Origin of the sequence: Neobacillus niacini, from assembly GCF_019749295.1 — a bacterium.
GTDB lineage: Bacteria > Bacillota > Bacilli > Bacillales > Cytobacillaceae > Neobacillus > Neobacillus niacini_D.
The window spans coordinates 80,834-98,195 of sequence record NZ_JACWFG010000026.1; the positions used below are offsets into that span (position 1 = coordinate 80,834).

A 17,362-nucleotide genomic window follows, 5' to 3' on the forward strand; every position below is an offset into this window, starting at 1 on the left:
TTTTCCCGATTTCATCGTAAATATCATTGTTTGCATAAAATAAGCAATTAGCACTATGCCTTTAGTAGAAGGATTAGAGATTTCCCGCATTTTTCATCATTTGATTTTCGGTCATGGACCTTATTTTCCTGATATCGAGACGGATAAGGAGTGAAAGAGTTAGAGCGACAATAAAGATTCCTGAAAAAATAACTAATGTCCCCTGATAGCTTCCGGTTGTTTCCCTGACCCATGATACAAAGATCGGTCCCGCTAAACCGGCCGCTGCCCATGCTGTTAAAATATATCCATGAATCGCCCCGAGCTGCTTGGTTCCAAATAAATCGCCGATATAGGCAGGTATTGAGGAAAAACCTCCTCCGTAACAAGTCATGATGATATAAACCATAATCGAAAACAGAATAGCTACTGTGATATTTGGAAGCATAAAAAAGGCAACAATTTGAAAAGCGAAAAATAGTGTGTAGACATTTGGTCTTCCGATGTAATCAGAGATGGTCGCCCAAACAATCCTTCCTCCTCCGTTAAATAACCCCATAATTCCAACCATGGTTGCTGCCCCTGCTGCTGACATTCCTACTAGTTCTTGAGCCATTGGCGATGCAACGGAAAGAATCGCTATCCCACAGGTAACATTGATAAATAACATCAGCCACAAAGCCCAAAACTGTCTGGTTCTGACTGCCTCATTGGCGGTTAACTGACGCAAATCTGTTTTTACTTTCATACGTTCTGATTTTTGACCTGCTGCCTCGATTTCCTTAGGTACCCAGCCTGCTTTCGGCGGAGCAAGATACTGAGCGGAACCAAAGATAATAATGAAGTAGGCCGCTCCTAGTAGATAGAAGGTGTTAGAGATTCCATAGTTCACGATTAAATAATTCATAATCGGACTACTGATTAAGGACGCAAATCCAAATCCCATAATCGCTAGTCCTGTAGCCAGACCTCTCCTGTCAGGGAACCACTTTACCAGCGTAGAAACTGGCGTAATATATCCCACCCCCAGCCCAATTCCAGCAATCATTCCATAAAACAGATAGAGTAGTATCAATGATTCTAATTGGATAGCAAAACCTGCCCCTGCCACTCCCACTCCAAAAAACACTGCGCTTAGCGTTCCAGCTGCTCTAGGACCAAACTTTTCTACAAAATGGCCTAGAAAGGCTGCAGATAAACCTAAGAATAAAATGGCCAAGCTAAACGTGAATGAAATTTGCTTTAATCCCCAGCCCATTTCTTGTTGAAGCGGTTTTGTGAAAACACTCCAAGCATAAACCGAACCAATTGAAATATGTATTCCAACCGCTGATAAAGCGATTAGCCAACGATTTTTTGTTTGCATTCTTCCATCCTTCTTTCCGCATTGTTTTGTCTTGTTGCCGATGATCCAAGTTATTCTTCGTAGGTAATCTTCATTTTTGAAGCTGCAACTTCAGCTCTCTCTCTTGCTTCATTCACAGTTACCCCATTGCTTAATGCAACTGCCATCCGTCGTCCCACTTTTGTATCCGGTTTTCCAAATACCCTAACCTGTGTATGTGGGATGGATAAGCTTTCAGCGATTCCAGTAATGTGGTAAGTCTTACTTTCCTTCTTGGCCTTAATCGTATGACTTGCACCAGGGCTCAATAGTTGTATATCTGGAATGTGATAGCCTAAAATGGCCCGAACATGCAGGGCAAATTCGGATAGATCTTGCGTAACCATGGTAACCATCCCGGTATCATGTGGACGAGGAGACACCTCACTAAAATAGACACCCGTTGAAGAAAGAAATAATTCCACTCCAAAAACTCCGTACCCGCCAAGTGCATCGGTGATTTTCTTGGCGATTTCCTGCGCCTCAAGAATTTGTTCCTCCGACATGTCATGCGGCTGCCAGGATTCTATATAGTCCCCATCTTTTTGCACATGCCCAATAGGCGCACAAAAAGTTGTTCCAGAAGCGGAGCGGACGGTTAAAAGAGTAATTTCAGAATCAAAATGGATAAATTCTTCCACAATCATCCGGGCTTTCTTCCCTCTTCCGCCTGCCATCGCCTCATTCCATGAACATTCAACATCCTCTATGGACCGGCAAACCGTTTGCCCTTTTCCAGAGGAACTCATGATTGGTTTAATTACACAGGGTGTTCCAATTTTCAGGACAGCATTCCTTAGTTCATATAGCGTGTCCGCAAACTCGTACTTCGCTGTTGGCAGTCCTAGTTCTTCACTTGCCAATCGGCGAATTCCTTCCCTATCCATTGTTAAGTTCACGGCATTTGCTGTCGGTACGATACGGAAACCTTCTTTTTCGAGCTCCACTAGTATTTCTGTCGCTATTGCCTCAATTTCGGGAACCACCAAATCTGGTTTCTCACTTTCTATTACTCTGCGAAGTTCTTCTCCATCGAGCATGTCCACCACATAAGAACGATGGGCCACCTGCATAGCCGGAGCATTTTCATAACGGTCTACCGCAATGGTCTCCACCCCAAGTCGCTGAGCCTCAATAATCGTTTCTTTTCCAAGTTCACCTGAACCAAGTAACATAATCTTTTTCGTCTGGGTATCAAACACCTAGCACAACCCCTATCGTTTGTCTTTTGATTATAATATCTTATATTTTTACCGATTACAAGCAAATATTTTCAACGAAACACGAATATTAATGTAAAAACAAATATTAATATTCGTGTTTAAAATGTAAGCGATATCGTAAATGTTATTTGTTGACAGTTTAGCTGAACACGTGTATCTTAACAGATAATTAAATATAAAATTACTCTTATCAAGAGAGGCGGAGGGACTGGCCCTATGAAGCCTCGGCAGCAGACTTTTCAATAGTACTGTGCCAATTCCAGTAGTGATTACTTGAAGATAAGAAGAGATTTGGTTATGGATTTCCCCCTCTTCTTATTTATTGAGAAGAGGGTTTTTTATTATATAGAAAGAAGGTAATGATAGATGACAAAGACACTAGTTAAAGCTCAATTCAAAGCAGACCATGTAGGAAGCTTTCTTAGAACAGAACCTATAAAAAAAGCAAGAAAGGCATTTGCAAATGGGGAAATTGATAGAGCCACCCTTAAGAATGTAGAAGATAAAGAAATTGAGAAACTGGTACAAAAACAAATAGACGCAGGTCTTAAATCAATCACCGATGGAGAGTTTAGACGTTCTTGGTGGCATTTGGATTTCTTAGCTGGCCTCGAAGGCGTAGAATTCTTTGAAAGCCAATATGTCAGTGCCTTCAAAGGTGCGAAAACAAGAAATAATGCCATTAAAGTGGTTGGGAAGATTGACTTCGATCACCACTATATGATTGAACACTATCAATTTTTAAAAGAAGCGGTAGAAAAATATGGGGATGGAAGCCAAGTGGCGAAGTTCTCGATTCCCAGCCCGAATATGCTATTTACTAGAATTCAAGGTGATGAGTATTATAAGAGCAATAAAGAGCAGTTTTACCAAGATACTGTCTCAGCATACAGGAAGGCCATTCAAGCATTCTATGATGCTGGTTGTCGCTACTTGCAATTAGATGATACGTCTTGGATTGATTTCGTTTCGGAAGAACGGATTACTGCTGTGGTTGAAAAAGAAGGTATGGACATACAATCTATCATCGAAACAAGAGTAGCATGTATCAATGACGTCATCGCAGACAAGCCGGATGATTTGGTAATTACGATGCACATATGCCGTGGAAACTTTAAATCCACCTATATTACAAGCGGGGGATATGATCATATTTCTGATGCGATTTTCGCTGAGTTACATGTAGATGGCCTGTTTTTAGAATATGATGATCAGCGTTCTGGTGATTTTGAACCCTTAAAAAGCTTCAAACGTCCTAATTTAACTGTTGTTTTAGGTCTATTTACTTCTAAATTTCCAGAACTAGAAAATCCTGACTCCATTAAAGCCAGGATTAACGAAGCAAGTAAGTTTATACCTTTAGAAAACCTGGCATTAAGTCCACAATGTGGCTTTGCTAGTACAGAGGAAGGAAATCTTTTAACAGAGGATGATCAGTGGAATAAAATCAAACATGTTGTGAACATAGCTAAAAGTGTTTGGGGTTCTATCTAATTTTTAAATGAACTAACCTCTTAAAAAGAGCTACCTATTAGGGGTAGCTCTTGATCCATTATAGAATGGTGTTTTTCATATTGGCGTACATCGTCTTTACAGTCTCATCAATTTCATTACGGGACATTCTCATCGCTTTTTCCGCACGTGCGTACCCAATCTCGGTTTTTCCTGCATTAAGGTCTTCAAAGATTGCATCGGCAAATTCATCTACTGGGGTGCCAAAGGTATGCAGGCCCTCTCCGCCTAAATCAGTATTCACAGCCGGAGGAGCAATCTCTATCACCTCAATACCTGTATCTTCAAGCTGGTGCCGTAAGCTCATGGTAAAAGAATGAACCGCCGCTTTTGTAGCTGAATAAATCGGGGCAATTGCCATTGGGGTATAGGCTAAACCGGATGTTACATTAAGAATAGCACTATAGTCTTTAGTGGCAAAGTACGGCGCAAATAGCAAGGAAAAATGAAAGGGCGCCTCGATGTTGGCGGCAATTTCTTGATTGTAATAGCTCCACTCTTCCTTCGCGTTCGTTTTAAGAACATGGTAACGCTGTTGAATGCCTGCGTTATTTACAAGTACATTCACATCAGGGTACTCGCTTGTTACCCATTCAAACAATGCAATACGATCAGATTCTTTGGTGACATCACATACGTGTGTATTCAGTTCGGGATATTTCTCCCTTGCTTCCTGGAGCTTTGCTTCGCTTCTGCCGCAGACAATAACTTTATTGCCTGCTTTTATGAATCTCTCGGCAAAAGCAAACCCGATTCCTGCAGCCCCTCCTGTTATGAGTACTGTATTCCCTGAAAGTTTCATCCTATCCCTCTTTCTTAGGTCGTTAAATACTTTCTCTAAAATAGTGTAACCCTTTTTATAATATCCCCCCCTGAATAAATAAAAAAGCATTCTGTTTAGGCACAAATGCTTAGTTAGCATAAAAATAATTGAAATTATCAAGTTTAATAGCTATATTTGATACAACGATAGTTCATGGAGAGTATGTTGATCTGCGTTTTATATGGAGGATTGAGCATTTTGAAGTTAGGACCACGCGTCATTAAATCGGGGATTGCTGTAACTTTTGCCTTATATATATGTTCCGTATTAAAACTTGAGTCCGCAGTCTTTGCTGGAATTGCTGCCATTTTTACGATTCAACCGTCAATTTACCGTACATGGAAACAAGTATGGCATCAAGTACAAACCAATATCATAGGTGCGATTACTGCCTTTCTGGGATTGTATTTTCTTGGCAATGACCCATTTGCTATTGGACTGGTCATCATTATTCTAATTTCGATTAGTTTAAAGTTAAAAATGGGAGAAACGATTTCACTTACGGTAGTTACTGTGTTAGCCATAATGAGTGCACCAGGAAACGAAGATTGGCTCTTTGCTTTGAACCGGTTTGTTGTTACTTTTATTGGAATGGCAACGGCTTTATTGGTAAATATCTTTGTCTATCCACCAAACTACAAGAAAAATTACGTAGAAAAAATTAATGAAATTTTCCAAAACCTCTCTATATTGATGAGAACTGCCATCTCAGACGAATTGACAGAAAAGTCCTTTAAGGACCAAATGGAACAATTAGAGAATAATATATTTCTATTAGAAGAACAATTTTTAATATTTGATGAAGAACGAGAGAAAATGGCCAAGGTAAACAATATGGATGTTCGAGAAATAGTCGTGTTTAAGCAAATGTTTAAATCACTTCAACAGGGATATATTGTCTTAGAGGATATTGATACCTTCTATTTTACCTGTAAGCCTACAGCTGAAGAAAATAAGCTCTTTGACCAACACCTAGAGTATCTAATCAAGTATCATGAGCTATTTCTATTAAAATATGATAGGAAAATAAAAATGGATTTACCTACATTGGAAGATGAAGAATTTATGAAACAAACAGAGGCCTTTTTAGAAAAAGTAATGCAATCATATAATACCGATCAGAAAATCCAAATGGCAGTTATTGGTGCTTCTATCTATAATTATGCCTTTCAATTGGACCGGTTGAATAGGCTGGTAGAACAATATATGAAAAAGTCACAATAGCAGAGGGCATAGCAAAGGAGCAGCTTATAAATATTCTGCTGCTCCTTTATAGCACAAAAAATATTAAAAAATTCCAAGAATATAGCTACGGCTTTAATTCACTTTTATGATTCATTGCCCTCAATTAAATACTCCAGTACTTCCTCCATCGATAAGCGCTGGACTTGGTTAATATTAATTTGTTCTTTTTCCAATGCCACTTCCAATATTTCCAGGTTATCCGTCACAATTTGTAACGGAATGGTATTGTAATAAATCACGTTTGGATGCTGTCTTATTGGTTCAGTGACATCGGAGACCCAAACTCTAGCCCAATGATCATAAATCTCATCTTTATTGTACGTATGGACGATACGGCCGCCATCTAAGACGATTATCTCATCACAAAGCTGATTGATTTCATCGACCGTATGCGTCGCAAGTACAATGCTTTTTTCACCGTCATCCATAAAATGAATCATATCCTCTTTCATTTTCCGCTGTGAAACAAGATCCACTCCGGCTGTCGGTTCGTCTAAAAGAAGCAGCTCTGGATGATGGCATAAAGCAAAAATAAACTCGACTTTTTTCTTTGTCCCTTTTGAACATTTGCTAAATTTCTGTGATATATCTATCTTATATCGTTTTACCAAATTCACAAACATTTCCTCATCCCAGTCTTGATACCAACGGGAAATCAACTTCTTCATTTCCATAATCGTTAAAAAATCATATGCTTCTAATAATTCTCCAGCATAACCGATTTTTTGCTTCCAATCGTCTTCGGTAATTTTCTGTCCAAACATTAGAATATGGCCGTCATCCTCTTTTAATAGATTCATTAGCAGTCGAAACAACGTACTTTTCCCCGATCCGTTTTCCCCCACCAATCCGATGACGACGCCTCTTTCTACTTGAAAATGAAGCGGGCCAAGTGTAAACTTCTTATATTTTTTCGTTAAACCTTCTACTTCAACAAGCAAGGTTTGCATCTTTATCCCCCATTTTTATAATATTTCTTGATTGATTCCTGAAAAATGGTGCCCAGTTCCTCCTCCGTACAGCCAAGCTGCATCCCCTGTTCAACTGCTTTTTCAAACGCTTCATAAACGACCTTTTGTCTCGTTTCTTCTTTACGTACATTTTCTATTTCACGAACAAATGTCCCTTTGCCCTGAACTGTTTTAATAAAGCCAGCGTTTTCTAAATTTTGATAAACTCTTCTCGTTGTGATCACACTGCAGCCCACATCACCCGCCAATGCCCGAATAGATGGGAGCGGTGTGCCAGGGAGAAGCTGCCCGCTGGCAATCAATGTTTTAATTTGCGTTTCGACCTGGTGATAAATCGGTTCTCTGCTTTCCTCAGACACATGGATTGGAATTTTCATGCGAAATCCCGCTCCCTTCTATAAATAATCTCGATTTTCTAAACGAGTCTTTAGCAGCTGATTCCAGCCATAGCAGCAAATAATACCCACTAGCATAGAAATAAGAGCAGCGATCCAACCAACCGATTTTACAATTTCAAAACTCGTTTCTACGATTCCTACTCCGTTTAGCATTAAAAGCAATTCTACCAGCACAAATAGGCCCATGAAAAGATAAGGAAGAATATGCAGCATTATACCCTTCATACCGTACTCGATATAAGGACTAATGCCGCCCACTACCATTGCAAATCCAAACCAAAAGCATCCGAAAGTCAGAAATTCCCCAACGGTCAGCAAGTTAAAAACACTCCCTGATATCCCAAACAAAACCGTTCCCATCATTCCGTAAAAGGCAACCGACATGATTACTAAAGTACTTAACATGAGAATGATTCTGCTTAAAGATAAGACCGCAACGGGTACCGGTAAAGAACGGAGAACTGCCATTCGCTTCCCATACGGATTCTGTTTAGCATTTTGAAAACTTAAATAAGGTTTCGCCATAAAAAAGGTCGCAAATGACGGGGCAATTCCTACAAAAAACAAATCTAAAGCGTAACGTTGAATAAAACCTGAAAATCCCTGTATTTCACTCCCATTTGAGCCTGACAGAAGAAATCCGGCAAATGTCCCGATAAAAAGACTGGCTATAAACGTGGCAATTAGGGCTCGCCACTGGTATTGATATTCTTTTTTAGCAAGCCAAACGGCATCTCTCAACATAGAATCACTCCTCTATTGATTTTCACTTTTGAAATAGTTGAGTATTCCGCGATCTTCCAGACCTAAAAAGTCGATACCAAAATAGAGCAAAACCGTAAAGACGATACTCCAAATGATAATACTCGCTGAAACCCAAAAGAACGTACTCTTCTTCGCCCCGCCAAATGACATGCTCGCTAATGCGGTTAAATGACTGCCGACTAATAGTGGTCCAAACATCGCCAACCCTGGGAGTCCGTACTTTTTCCATAAATGAAAAGCCCTCTTTGTGCGTTTTGTTTCTTTCGTTTCGTCAGTATTTTTACGTTTTCTCCGCCAATTTTGAAACTGGTCTACAAACTTTATTAAAAGAAAAACGGTCAAAATGTTTCCAATTAAGCCTAGCAAGAAAACAGGAAAAACCTCCAGACCGGCTATCGTTGCAATCGGAATCACTGCAAACCCTTCAAAAAATGGCAATGCCGCCAAAATAAAAACTAAAACATATCCCCAAATTACCTTCAAAACTTTTCTCCCCTTCGCATTCGTTTAGTGTATATGTGTGTATATCTATATACACAGTATATACACACTGAAATAATTACGCAACCCTTTTGATTTTTTTAATTTCAAAGCATTTTGTACTCTTTCGAAAGACGAGTTGGGTCTTTTGGTTCTTATCCTTAAAGATCTTACATTCATGTAATGTTTTAGTTTGTGATTTTTTTAAAGGATATGGGATAATGGCAATTGGAAAGGAGTGGGAAAAGTGCAAAAGATTTTGATTATTGAGGATGATCCTAAAATTGCTGAACACCTGCAATCCTACATAAATAAATACGGGTATGAGTCGTTCATCGTGGCTGATTTCGATCAAGTAATGGATGATTTTAAAAAGTACAAACCAGACCTTATATTATTAGATATAAATTTACCTAGCTATGATGGCTATTATTGGTGTCGTCAAATACGGAAGCAATCGATTTGTCCTGTTATTTTCATTTCTGCAAGGGTTGGCGAAATGGACCAAGTCTTGGCATTAGAAAATGGCGGGGATGATTTTATCACAAAACCGTTTCATCCAGAAATTGTGCTTGCGAAAATTCGCAGTCAACTTCGCCGGGCATATGGAGAATATGCTGTACAAGCTCAGGAGCGAGTGTTAGAACTTGAAGGGTTAAAGCTATTTCCTGAGAGGCTGGAGTTATCATTTAAAGGAGAAACCGTTACCCTATCCAAAAAAGAAGCTGAACTTATTGAAAGTTTAATCGATCGATATCCTCGTGTAGCCGGACGCGAGGATTTACTTGAAAAACTATGGGATGACCAAGTGTATGTGGATGAAAACACATTAAATGTTAACATTACTCGCGTCCGTAAAAAAATGGAGAGTGTTGGTCTTAAAGGAGCCGTTGAAACCGTGAGAGGCGCTGGGTATCGATTACATATTTCGTGGTTAGAGGCTGAGAATCAATGAAGCTATTTTTAAAAGAGCATGCTCTTCTCATTTTAGTCCAAATCTTTCAATTTTTTGTCATTCTTATGATTTATTATCTAGATGGCTATCATCATTTATTACCTGCACTTTATGCGATGTTCCTTGGTCTTTTTTTTCTTGGGGTATATTTAATCTATCATTATTATAGCCGTCGTCTTTTTTACAAAAGACTTACAAATCAACTAGAGTCCTTAGATCAATCCTTGCAAAAATCAGAACATACACCTATTTCTGAAGCACTTGACCAATTGTTAAAGAATCAATATAAGCATTATCAGGAGCAAATTAAAAGATTAGAATCGAGGCAGGAGGAGCATTTGAAGTTTATGGATCAATGGGTCCATCAAATGAAAACACCGCTGTCAGTCATTGAGCTCATTGCTCAAAATCTAGATGAACCAGAGTCCTCGAATATTCGTGAAGAGACACACAGGATGAAGACAGGTTTGAATACAATTCTTTATATGGCGAGATTACGAACCATTGAACAGGATTTTCATATTAAACCAGTTGATCTAGCAAAGCTGGTTAGTGATGTGAATCATGAAAATAAACGCTTCTATATTCGAAATCAGGTTTATCCTCAGTTCATTCAGGAAAAAGAAGGAATGATGGTCGAAACAGATGAAAAATGGCTATTCTTCATGCTTTCCCAACTAATAAATAATGCCGTTAAATATTCAAAGGGAAAAAGCAAGACTATCTCTATATCGATTTATGAGAGGAACGGTGAAGCCGTACTTGAAGTAATGGATTATGGCGTAGGAATACCTGAGAGTGATAAGCGTCGCATATTTGAACCATTTTTCACAGGAGAAAATGGCCGGAAATTTAGAGAATCAACAGGAATGGGACTGTATTTAACAAGGGAGGCTGCACAGCAGCTTGGACACACTATCGAAATCGATTCTAAAGCTGGGAAAGGTACAAGTGTTAGAATTATTTTTAGTGAAACCCAAAACATTACAACGCTGTAAGAAAAGTGAAAGAAAAATCGATTTTTTAATCAATGGATCAAGGGATATAATGGTCACAAGTTAAAGGAACTTGAATCGAAGGGAAAGGTGAACTTGTGATGTTGAATGTAAAACAAGTAAGTAAGATTTACGAAGGAAAAATTGCTTATCCTGCTTTAACAGATATCAATTTAACAATAGATGAAGGTGAGTTTGTTGGAATTATGGGGCCATCTGGAAGTGGTAAAACAACACTATTAAATATGATAGCAACGATTGATGAGCCAACAACAGGAGAAATTCTGATTAATGGGCATAATCCTCATCAACTAAAAAAGGATGCCTTAGCAAAATTTAGACGACGTGAGCTAGGCTTTGTCTTTCAGGATTTTAATTTACTTCATACCTTAACGGTTGAAGAAAATATCGTCCTTCCATTAACATTAGATGGGAAAAAAGTGAAGGAAATGAAGCAGAAAGCAAATGAAATCGCGGAAAAGCTAGGAATCAGCACCATTATGAAAAAACGCACCTATGAAATATCCGGAGGACAAGCACAGAGAGCCGCAGTTGCAAGAGCAATGATTCATGGCCCAAAGCTATTGTTAGCCGATGAACCGACAGGAAATCTTGATTCAAAGTCCTCAAGGGATGTAATGGAAATGCTGGAGGATATAAATAAAAAAGAACGGACAACGATGATGCTGGTTACGCATGATGCACAGGCTGCAAGCTATTGTAACAGAGTCGTATTTATTCGGGATGGAAAGTTTTATTCCGAAATTCATCGTGGTGATAACCGCCAAGCCTTTTTCCAAAAGATTATCGATACACTTTCTTTAATGGGAGGCGATGCACATGACCTTTCGACAATTCGCGTTTAATAATGTCATTCGTAATAAAAGGTTATATGCGGCCTATTTTCTTAGCAGTTTATTTACCGTGATGGTGTTTTTTACCTTTTCCATTTTTGCGAATCATCCTGCGTTAAGCGGCAATGAGATGAACGGAAGTGTGGCAAAAGGGATGAACATCTCTGCCGGAATTATATATGTCTTTTCTTTTTTCTTCATTCTTTATTCGATGAGCTCGTTTTTGCAATCGCGTAAAAGAGAATTTGGATTGTTAATGATCCAAGGAATGTCGATGAAGCAGATCCGTTTGATGGTTTTTTTAGAAAATATGTTGATTGGATTCTTTGCAACACTTGGCGGAATATTCCTTGGTGTCGTGTTTGCGAAGGGTATCCTGCTGATTGCTGAGAATGTGCTAATTATTGAGAGTGCATTACCCTTTTATTTTCCAACTCAGGCAATCATCATGACCTTTGTGTCATTTATTGTCTTGTTTTTCTTAATCTCTTTATTTGTTACGTATGTTCTTCGAAGTAAAAAGTTGATTGAACTAATTAAAGGAAATAAAATTTCCAAGGGCGAGCCAAAGGCGAACCTATTCTTAACCTTATTAGCAGTTTTACTCCTTGGAATCGGCTATACAACGGCATTACTTGCAAAGGGAACAATGGTTGTTGCTGTTATGCTTCCTGTCATTATCGTTGTTATCATTGGAACCTATTTATTATTTACCCAATTAAGTGTATACATTATAGGGAAATTACGAAAAAAGGAATCTATTTTCTGGTTTAAAACAAATATGCTTCTCTTTTCCGATTTGGCCTTTCGAATGAAGGATAATGCTCGCACATTCTTTATGGTCGCCATGGTTTCAACAGTCGCTTTTAGTGCAATTGGCACCTTATTTGGATTCCAATCATTCCTTACGTCAGGCATTAAAGATGTGAATGCTACTACCTTTTCTTATAAATCTTCTGAAAAGGAAACAGAAAAACAGGATGTTGAGTTTATTAACCAAACTTTAAAGGAAGAAAAGATTACTGCAGACTCAGAGCATATGGAGATGCACTACTATGAAATCGCAGATGACAGCAGACTCATAACAAAGGAATCTGATTTTAACGCTTTTGCCTCTTTAATAAATGAAAAGCAGGTAGAGGTAAAGGATGGTCAAGTAATCATTGTAAAGTATGAAGGACCAAATTTTGGCCAGAAAAGTCATCTTCCAGAGGAAAGTATTCCATTGGACTCAGGCGTTACATTAAAGCCAAATGAAGAAACTGTCATTTCCTCAAGAGCGTTACCAGTAAATGATTCTTATTATATTGTGTCGGATTCTGACTATGAAAAGCTCTCTGAACCAATACAAAACCAGAGCTTTTATGCTTGGCAAGTGACAGGTGGCGAGTCTGGAATAATGGCTGCATCTGAAAAGCTATATAATCATATAGAACGATATAAAATCATGTCTGTGGAATACGAAATCTATGAAATCATGAAATTTTACGGACCTATTTTATTTGTTGGATTATTTATCGGCATTGTCTTTTTTGTCTCAGCTGGTAGTTTCCTTTACTTCCGATTATATATGGACTTAGATGAAGATAAGCAAAAGTTCTTATCAATCTCGAAAATGGGTCTAACCGTGAAAGAGTTAAAAAAGGTATTAAACAGACAAACAGCGATACTCTTTTTCGCACCCATCATCGTGGCCCTTGTGCATGGAGCCGTTGCGTTAACAGCATTATCCCATCTATTTTTCTATAGTCTATTTAAGGAATCTGTAATGGTGTTAGGTGTATTCTTACTGATACAAATTATCTACTTTTTCATCGTCCGCCATTTCTATACGAAGCAAATTAAAAATGTACTTTAAAATATACTAATAAAGATTAAACCCAGAAAGAATAAAAAAGGATGTCCAAAAGCAAGGCTTTTGGGACATCCTCATTCATACTGATTATCATCTGTACCAGAGTAAGACTCTATCGCATTTTGAATCGCATTGTGCGCTTGACCAAAGGCTGCTCCAGAAGATACATCTCCTGCATTCTCCAATGCCACAATCGAATTTCTCGCTTGCGTTACCGCTTTGATACAGTTTTCAATCATATTACCTTTATCGCCATACTCTTCTCTTGCGGCCTGAAGCTGCAGAAGGCATTGATCTAAATTGTTCGATTGTGGATTATCATATGCTTTTTCTAGTTCCTCTTTCACTTGCTGCAAAATTTGCTTCATTATTTGTCCCCTTTTCATCGTATTTAGTAACCTATGGTATTTTGACCAAGGTATCCTAAAAATATTCGAGAAAAAGTACAAAGCAAAACGTTTAATACATGTAAGAAACAAGTTAAATATATTAACGTACAGACGAATAAATCTGTACGTTAACTATAGCTAAATTATTTTGTTGGACTGGTTTCAGGCTCTCTTACAATTTCGGCCGCATATTTCATTTTATCTCTCCAATTGATTGAACGCTGAAGGACTACCTTTTGCGCTTGTGGTGAACCAGCACCGTGCATACATTCAATAATTGGAGTTGAGCCGGTCATATTTTCGACTAAGCGTCCCATTTTAATGCGTTCGATGGCATCTACATTTTCACCGGTACTAAAGTATTTGTGCATATACGAGGCTACTCTAGGGTTATCGAACTCTTTTTCAGATGGGATGGTTGCGACAAAACCACCTGCAATATCTTGGGCGAGCTTGGTGACTTCAGGATAATAGCGGGCAGTATTTAATTTTGATGAATTGGCAAGTACAGGGTCAACAAAGGCCGTACCGCAGCCATTCTGTGAACAGTTGAAGGAACAAGCAAGGGCTCCACTATACATAGTTTCAACCAAATGTGCCATTTCTGAAAGCTTATCTTTTACGTGACTGGCTTTCATCGTACCTTGCATTCCTGCAAGTGAAGCAGTTGCTCCGATTAGAACATCCAGATTTCCAGCCTTACATGCACCATAATTCTGGCGGTGATAGGAGGCAAAACGATCCACCAGCTTGCCTGTATATTTGGTCTCCTTGTATAGGAACACACGGTCCCATGGTACAAAAACATCTTCAAAAATAATCATCGCTTCCCCGCCAACGACCCCATATTTGGCATTTCCTTGATCAATCTTACCTTCCCATTTACGGCTATCGTTCACTTGTCGGCCAAATACGTAAATAATACCTTTCTCATCTGCTGGGACTGCAAAGGAAATGGCATAATCCTCGTCCTCTTTCGTCATTCCCATACCAGGCATGACTAAAATTTGATGAGAGTTAATAGCTCCCGTTTGATGCATTTTAGCCCCGCGAACCACAATGCCATCAGGTCTTTCTTCTACTACTCTTACATATTGGTCAGGATCATGCTGTTCTGACGGTCTCTTAGAACGGTCCCCTTTCGGATCTGTCATCGCCCCATCTGTCATATAATCTTTGTTTTGCGTTTCAATCAAAAACTCTTTGAATCTCTTATGATAGTTCGTACCTAGTTCTTGATCTATTTCCCATGTTGTAGAGTAAAGAGTGATTAAGCCATCCATCCCAACACAGCGCTGGAAACAGGTCCCTGTAATCTGGCCTGCAACACGCAGCATCATCGCTTTTTTAACAAGATCCTCTTGATTCTGTGGAATATGTGTCCAGCGGTTAATCTTATTCCCGGTTAGATGGGAAACAGCACTTCCAAGATGCTGATACTCTTCTTCTGTTCCTAGTTTATAGGTAACAGCTGCACCATTGATGTGCGGTCTCATCGCAGGATGATCCACCACGTTTTCAACCTTTTCCCCCATAAAATAAACTTCCTTCTTCTGCCTGCGCAGACTTTCGATATACTGTTCCGGTGTCATCATAAATTATTCCTCCTATATCCTTCAAACGTTTTTAAAAGCGTTTCTGACTGGACCACTAGAATAATAGATAATCAAATAACCTTTACGAAAAGCCTTAAGGTACGATTCTTGGCTTGAAGTGTCCCTCTAGTTTTATGCCTTTGGAATAACCGGCAAGAGGATGTGCGATGGATATTTTTCACTATGATAGATTCGTTGGAGAGCGGATATTAATTCTTTGCTGTCTTTACCTGATTCACCAGTATTGGTATTACGGTCGAATCGCGGGAAATTGCTGCTTGAGATTTCGACGCGAAGCTTATGGCCTTTTTTGAATACATTACTGGTTGACAACAAGTCAATTTCATAGCAGTAGACTTCATTTGGTGTAATGAGAGAGGCTGGCTGATTTTTCTCTCTGTATTTAGCGCGGATAATCCCATCTACTATGTTAATTGCTTTCCCATTCGGATGAACATCGACAAGCTTTGCTGTAAAGTCGGTATCAACTGCAGTACTTGCTGCATATAGGACTACCTTAACCGGTCCGGTTACTTCCAAATCTTCTGCTAATGCCTCACTAGTGTAGACCAATATATCTTCCCGAGCTTCAAGATGCTGCTGGTCAATTGGACCCCGCGGGTAATTCGCAGGTAATAAATGGTTGCCCCCAAGACTTGGAACCGGATTGGCAGGGTCATAAACATAACTGTCAAAACTCTCTTCCTGAGGAAATTCAATCGATAAGGATCCGTCCCCATCCTTTGTATTTGCTCTCCCATTACTATCAAAATAAAACGGAGTATAAACGGTCCGTCGTAACGGCCACTCTTGTTCATCACGCCATTTATTTTCACCCATTACAAATATTTTTACAGGAGCCTCGTCCATAACACCGTTCTTGATCCCTTTTAACCAATAATCAAACCATTTCAATTGCAGACTCGTTAAATCTGTTTTCAGTTCCAACAGTAAACTGGATGCACTTAACCCAAAACTTAACTCTCCTACCTGCGGCGCAAATCCTGCATGCGCCCAAGGTCCAATCATCAGCATTGTATTCTTTTTATGTTTCCATGTTTCATAATGCTCGAGGTCTTGACCTAATAGAAGATCATACCACCCCGCCATTCCAAATATAGGAACATTGATCTCTTCTGATTTTTCTTTCACACCAATTTCCTGATGGTATTCATCTCTTATCTCGTGTTCCAAAATATCGTAAACAAAAGAGGCGAAACTATCTCCTAGTTTTAGCCATTGGCTATCCTGAATCGGTAATTGATTAAATGCGGCTTCTTCAATATGATCAATCGCGTGAACTAGCTTCATAAATTCCCGACCAAAGTCTTCTTTCCCTTTTTTCGCCCTTATAACGGCATTCGGTCCAATGGTTGATAACGACCATGAAATTAATAGTCCAAGTTCCAGCGCGCCTCCTCGATACATATACGCATCGGTTCCCCATGTAATCGGAAAAATGGCTTTTAGATGCGGCGGCTGCATGGCTGCAGCCTGAAACTGTGTCATCCCCTTATACGAAAGACCATACATCCCTACATTTCCATTTGAGTATGGTAAGGATGCGGCCCACTCTACTGAATCATATCCATCCTGATACTCATTTTTATAAATGTAAAAAGGCTCCCCTTTCGATTCGAACCGTCCGCGGACGTCTTGAATAATCACGACATACCCTGCGTGGGCAGCTGATATTGGGTCCAAAACCATCGTGGTGAGCGGGAGGAATGCCTTGTTGTATGGCGTTCGCTGCAGCAAAACGGGATATTTCCCTTCTCCCTCAGGCCGGAACACATCACCATACAATGTAGTACCGTCTCTCATCACAGCCGGGACATTTTTCTCATGAATAATTTTACTCATTACTGCCTCCTCCTTCCTTTATATTGATAACTATAATCACTAGAAAGAAAATATACTTAAAGAGGCTTATTCCCTA

Annotated in this window: 16 protein-coding genes and 1 riboswitch; of the genes, 6 read left to right on the plus strand and 10 right to left on the minus strand. The window is 39.3% G+C overall.

Features of this window, described 5'->3' with window-relative positions; all coding sequences use genetic code 11:
* Positions 1 to 73: 73 nt before the first annotated feature.
* The gene (locus H0184_RS25260; protein WP_221829994.1) at positions 74 to 1,345 is read right to left on the minus strand and encodes an L-lactate MFS transporter; all 1,272 of its coding nucleotides are present in this window, start codon (positions 1,343 to 1,345) and stop codon (positions 74 to 76) included.
* A gap of 50 nt (positions 1,346 to 1,395) precedes the next feature.
* The gene (gene purT / locus H0184_RS25265; RefSeq protein ID WP_313771827.1) at positions 1,396 to 2,565 is read right to left on the minus strand and encodes a formate-dependent phosphoribosylglycinamide formyltransferase; all 1,170 of its coding nucleotides are present in this window, start codon (positions 2,563 to 2,565) and stop codon (positions 1,396 to 1,398) included.
* Between the two features lie 205 nt (positions 2,566 to 2,770).
* Positions 2,771 to 2,872, plus strand: a riboswitch (SAM riboswitch).
* A gap of 80 nt (positions 2,873 to 2,952) precedes the next feature.
* On the opposite strand from purT, the gene H0184_RS25270 reads away from it, so the two are divergent.
* Positions 2,953 to 4,080, plus strand: coding sequence for a 5-methyltetrahydropteroyltriglutamate--homocysteine S-methyltransferase (locus H0184_RS25270; protein WP_221829996.1), 1,128 nt, complete (start codon positions 2,953 to 2,955; stop codon positions 4,078 to 4,080).
* A gap of 58 nt (positions 4,081 to 4,138) precedes the next feature.
* On the opposite strand, the gene H0184_RS25275 is transcribed toward H0184_RS25270, so the two are convergent.
* Complete coding sequence (locus H0184_RS25275) at positions 4,139 to 4,900, minus strand: SDR family oxidoreductase (RefSeq protein ID WP_221830005.1); 762 nt, start codon at positions 4,898 to 4,900, stop codon at positions 4,139 to 4,141.
* A gap of 219 nt (positions 4,901 to 5,119) precedes the next feature.
* Here H0184_RS25275 and H0184_RS25280 point away from each other — a divergent pair, with 219 nt between their 5' ends.
* On the plus strand, positions 5,120 to 6,145 hold the full coding sequence (locus H0184_RS25280; RefSeq protein WP_221830006.1) for an FUSC family protein: 1,026 nt from the start codon (positions 5,120 to 5,122) through the stop codon (positions 6,143 to 6,145).
* A 104-nt stretch (positions 6,146 to 6,249) separates the two neighbouring features.
* Here H0184_RS25280 and H0184_RS25285 read toward each other — a convergent pair whose 3' ends face one another.
* The 4 genes from H0184_RS25285 to H0184_RS25300 are packed head-to-tail and all read right to left on the minus strand — an operon-like array spanning position 6,250 to position 8,783.
* Positions 6,250 to 7,116 carry an ABC transporter ATP-binding protein gene (locus H0184_RS25285; RefSeq protein ID WP_221830016.1) on the minus strand — a complete coding sequence of 289 codons (867 nt, stop codon included), beginning with the start codon at positions 7,114 to 7,116 and terminating at the stop codon, positions 6,250 to 6,252.
* A 2-nt stretch (positions 7,117 to 7,118) separates the two neighbouring features.
* A complete protein-coding gene (locus tag H0184_RS25290) occupies positions 7,119 to 7,514 on the minus strand; it encodes a GntR family transcriptional regulator (protein ID WP_221830019.1) in 396 nt (131 codons plus the stop codon).
* Positions 7,515 to 7,532: 18 nt separating this feature from the next.
* Positions 7,533 to 8,279, minus strand: coding sequence for a hypothetical protein (locus H0184_RS25295; RefSeq protein WP_221830021.1), 747 nt, complete (start codon positions 8,277 to 8,279; stop codon positions 7,533 to 7,535).
* Positions 8,280 to 8,291: 12 nt separating this feature from the next.
* Positions 8,292 to 8,783: a small multi-drug export protein gene (locus H0184_RS25300; RefSeq protein WP_221830023.1), complete on the minus strand. Its 492-nt coding sequence runs from the start codon at positions 8,781 to 8,783 to the stop codon at positions 8,292 to 8,294.
* 244 nt (positions 8,784 to 9,027) lie between these two features.
* Between H0184_RS25300 and H0184_RS25305 the strand changes: the two genes are divergently transcribed.
* The 4 genes from H0184_RS25305 to H0184_RS25320 all read left to right on the plus strand — a co-directional run bounded on the left by H0184_RS25305 (position 9,028) and on the right by H0184_RS25320 (position 13,442).
* Entirely contained in the window at positions 9,028 to 9,735 is a 708-nt protein-coding gene (locus H0184_RS25305) for a response regulator transcription factor (protein ID WP_221830025.1), read from the plus strand.
* Positions 9,732 to 10,733 carry a sensor histidine kinase gene (locus tag H0184_RS25310; RefSeq protein WP_221830035.1) on the plus strand — a complete coding sequence of 334 codons (1,002 nt, stop codon included), beginning with the start codon at positions 9,732 to 9,734 and terminating at the stop codon, positions 10,731 to 10,733. The genes H0184_RS25305 and H0184_RS25310 overlap by 4 nt, the downstream gene beginning before the upstream one ends.
* Before the next feature lie 98 nt (positions 10,734 to 10,831).
* The gene (locus H0184_RS25315) at positions 10,832 to 11,596 is read left to right on the plus strand and encodes an ABC transporter ATP-binding protein (RefSeq protein WP_221830037.1); all 765 of its coding nucleotides are present in this window, start codon (positions 10,832 to 10,834) and stop codon (positions 11,594 to 11,596) included.
* Positions 11,571 to 13,442, plus strand: coding sequence for an ABC transporter permease (locus tag H0184_RS25320; protein WP_221830039.1), 1,872 nt, complete (start codon positions 11,571 to 11,573; stop codon positions 13,440 to 13,442). The genes H0184_RS25315 and H0184_RS25320 overlap by 26 nt, the downstream gene beginning before the upstream one ends.
* A 71-nt stretch (positions 13,443 to 13,513) precedes the next feature.
* Here the strand turns inward: H0184_RS25320 and H0184_RS25325 are convergent, their stop codons facing one another.
* The 3 genes from H0184_RS25325 to H0184_RS25335 form a co-directional block, all read right to left on the minus strand.
* Positions 13,514 to 13,807, minus strand: coding sequence for a hypothetical protein (locus tag H0184_RS25325; protein ID WP_221830041.1), 294 nt, complete (start codon positions 13,805 to 13,807; stop codon positions 13,514 to 13,516).
* Positions 13,808 to 13,971: 164 nt separating this feature from the next.
* A complete protein-coding gene (locus H0184_RS25330) occupies positions 13,972 to 15,423 on the minus strand; it encodes a 4-hydroxyphenylacetate 3-hydroxylase family protein (RefSeq protein ID WP_221830043.1) in 1,452 nt (483 codons plus the stop codon).
* Positions 15,424 to 15,555: 132 nt separating this feature from the next.
* The gene (locus tag H0184_RS25335; RefSeq protein WP_221830049.1) at positions 15,556 to 17,286 is read right to left on the minus strand and encodes a CocE/NonD family hydrolase; all 1,731 of its coding nucleotides are present in this window, start codon (positions 17,284 to 17,286) and stop codon (positions 15,556 to 15,558) included.
* Positions 17,287 to 17,362: the final 76 nt, after the last annotated feature.

Coding starts and splice junctions, on each gene's coding strand:
- H0184_RS25315 (WP_221830037.1), top strand. CDS start 10,832: ATGTTGAATGTAAAACAAGTAAGTAAGATTTACGAAGGAAAAATTGCT.
- H0184_RS25310 (WP_221830035.1), top strand. CDS start 9,732: ATGAAGCTATTTTTAAAAGAGCATGCTCTTCTCATTTTAGTCCAAATC.
- H0184_RS25335 (WP_221830049.1), bottom strand. CDS start 17,286: ATGAGTAAAATTATTCATGAGAAAAATGTCCCGGCTGTGATGAGAGAC.
- H0184_RS25275 (WP_221830005.1), bottom strand. CDS start 4,900: ATGAAACTTTCAGGGAATACAGTACTCATAACAGGAGGGGCTGCAGGA.
- H0184_RS25320 (WP_221830039.1), top strand. CDS start 11,571: ATGACCTTTCGACAATTCGCGTTTAATAATGTCATTCGTAATAAAAGG.
- H0184_RS25270 (WP_221829996.1), top strand. CDS start 2,953: ATGACAAAGACACTAGTTAAAGCTCAATTCAAAGCAGACCATGTAGGA.
- H0184_RS25285 (WP_221830016.1), bottom strand. CDS start 7,116: ATGCAAACCTTGCTTGTTGAAGTAGAAGGTTTAACGAAAAAATATAAG.
- H0184_RS25325 (WP_221830041.1), bottom strand. CDS start 13,807: ATGAAGCAAATTTTGCAGCAAGTGAAAGAGGAACTAGAAAAAGCATAT.
- H0184_RS25290 (WP_221830019.1), bottom strand. CDS start 7,514: ATGAAAATTCCAATCCATGTGTCTGAGGAAAGCAGAGAACCGATTTAT.
- H0184_RS25330 (WP_221830043.1), bottom strand. CDS start 15,423: ATGATGACACCGGAACAGTATATCGAAAGTCTGCGCAGGCAGAAGAAG.
- H0184_RS25260 (WP_221829994.1), bottom strand. CDS start 1,345: ATGCAAACAAAAAATCGTTGGCTAATCGCTTTATCAGCGGTTGGAATA.
- H0184_RS25295 (WP_221830021.1), bottom strand. CDS start 8,279: ATGTTGAGAGATGCCGTTTGGCTTGCTAAAAAAGAATATCAATACCAG.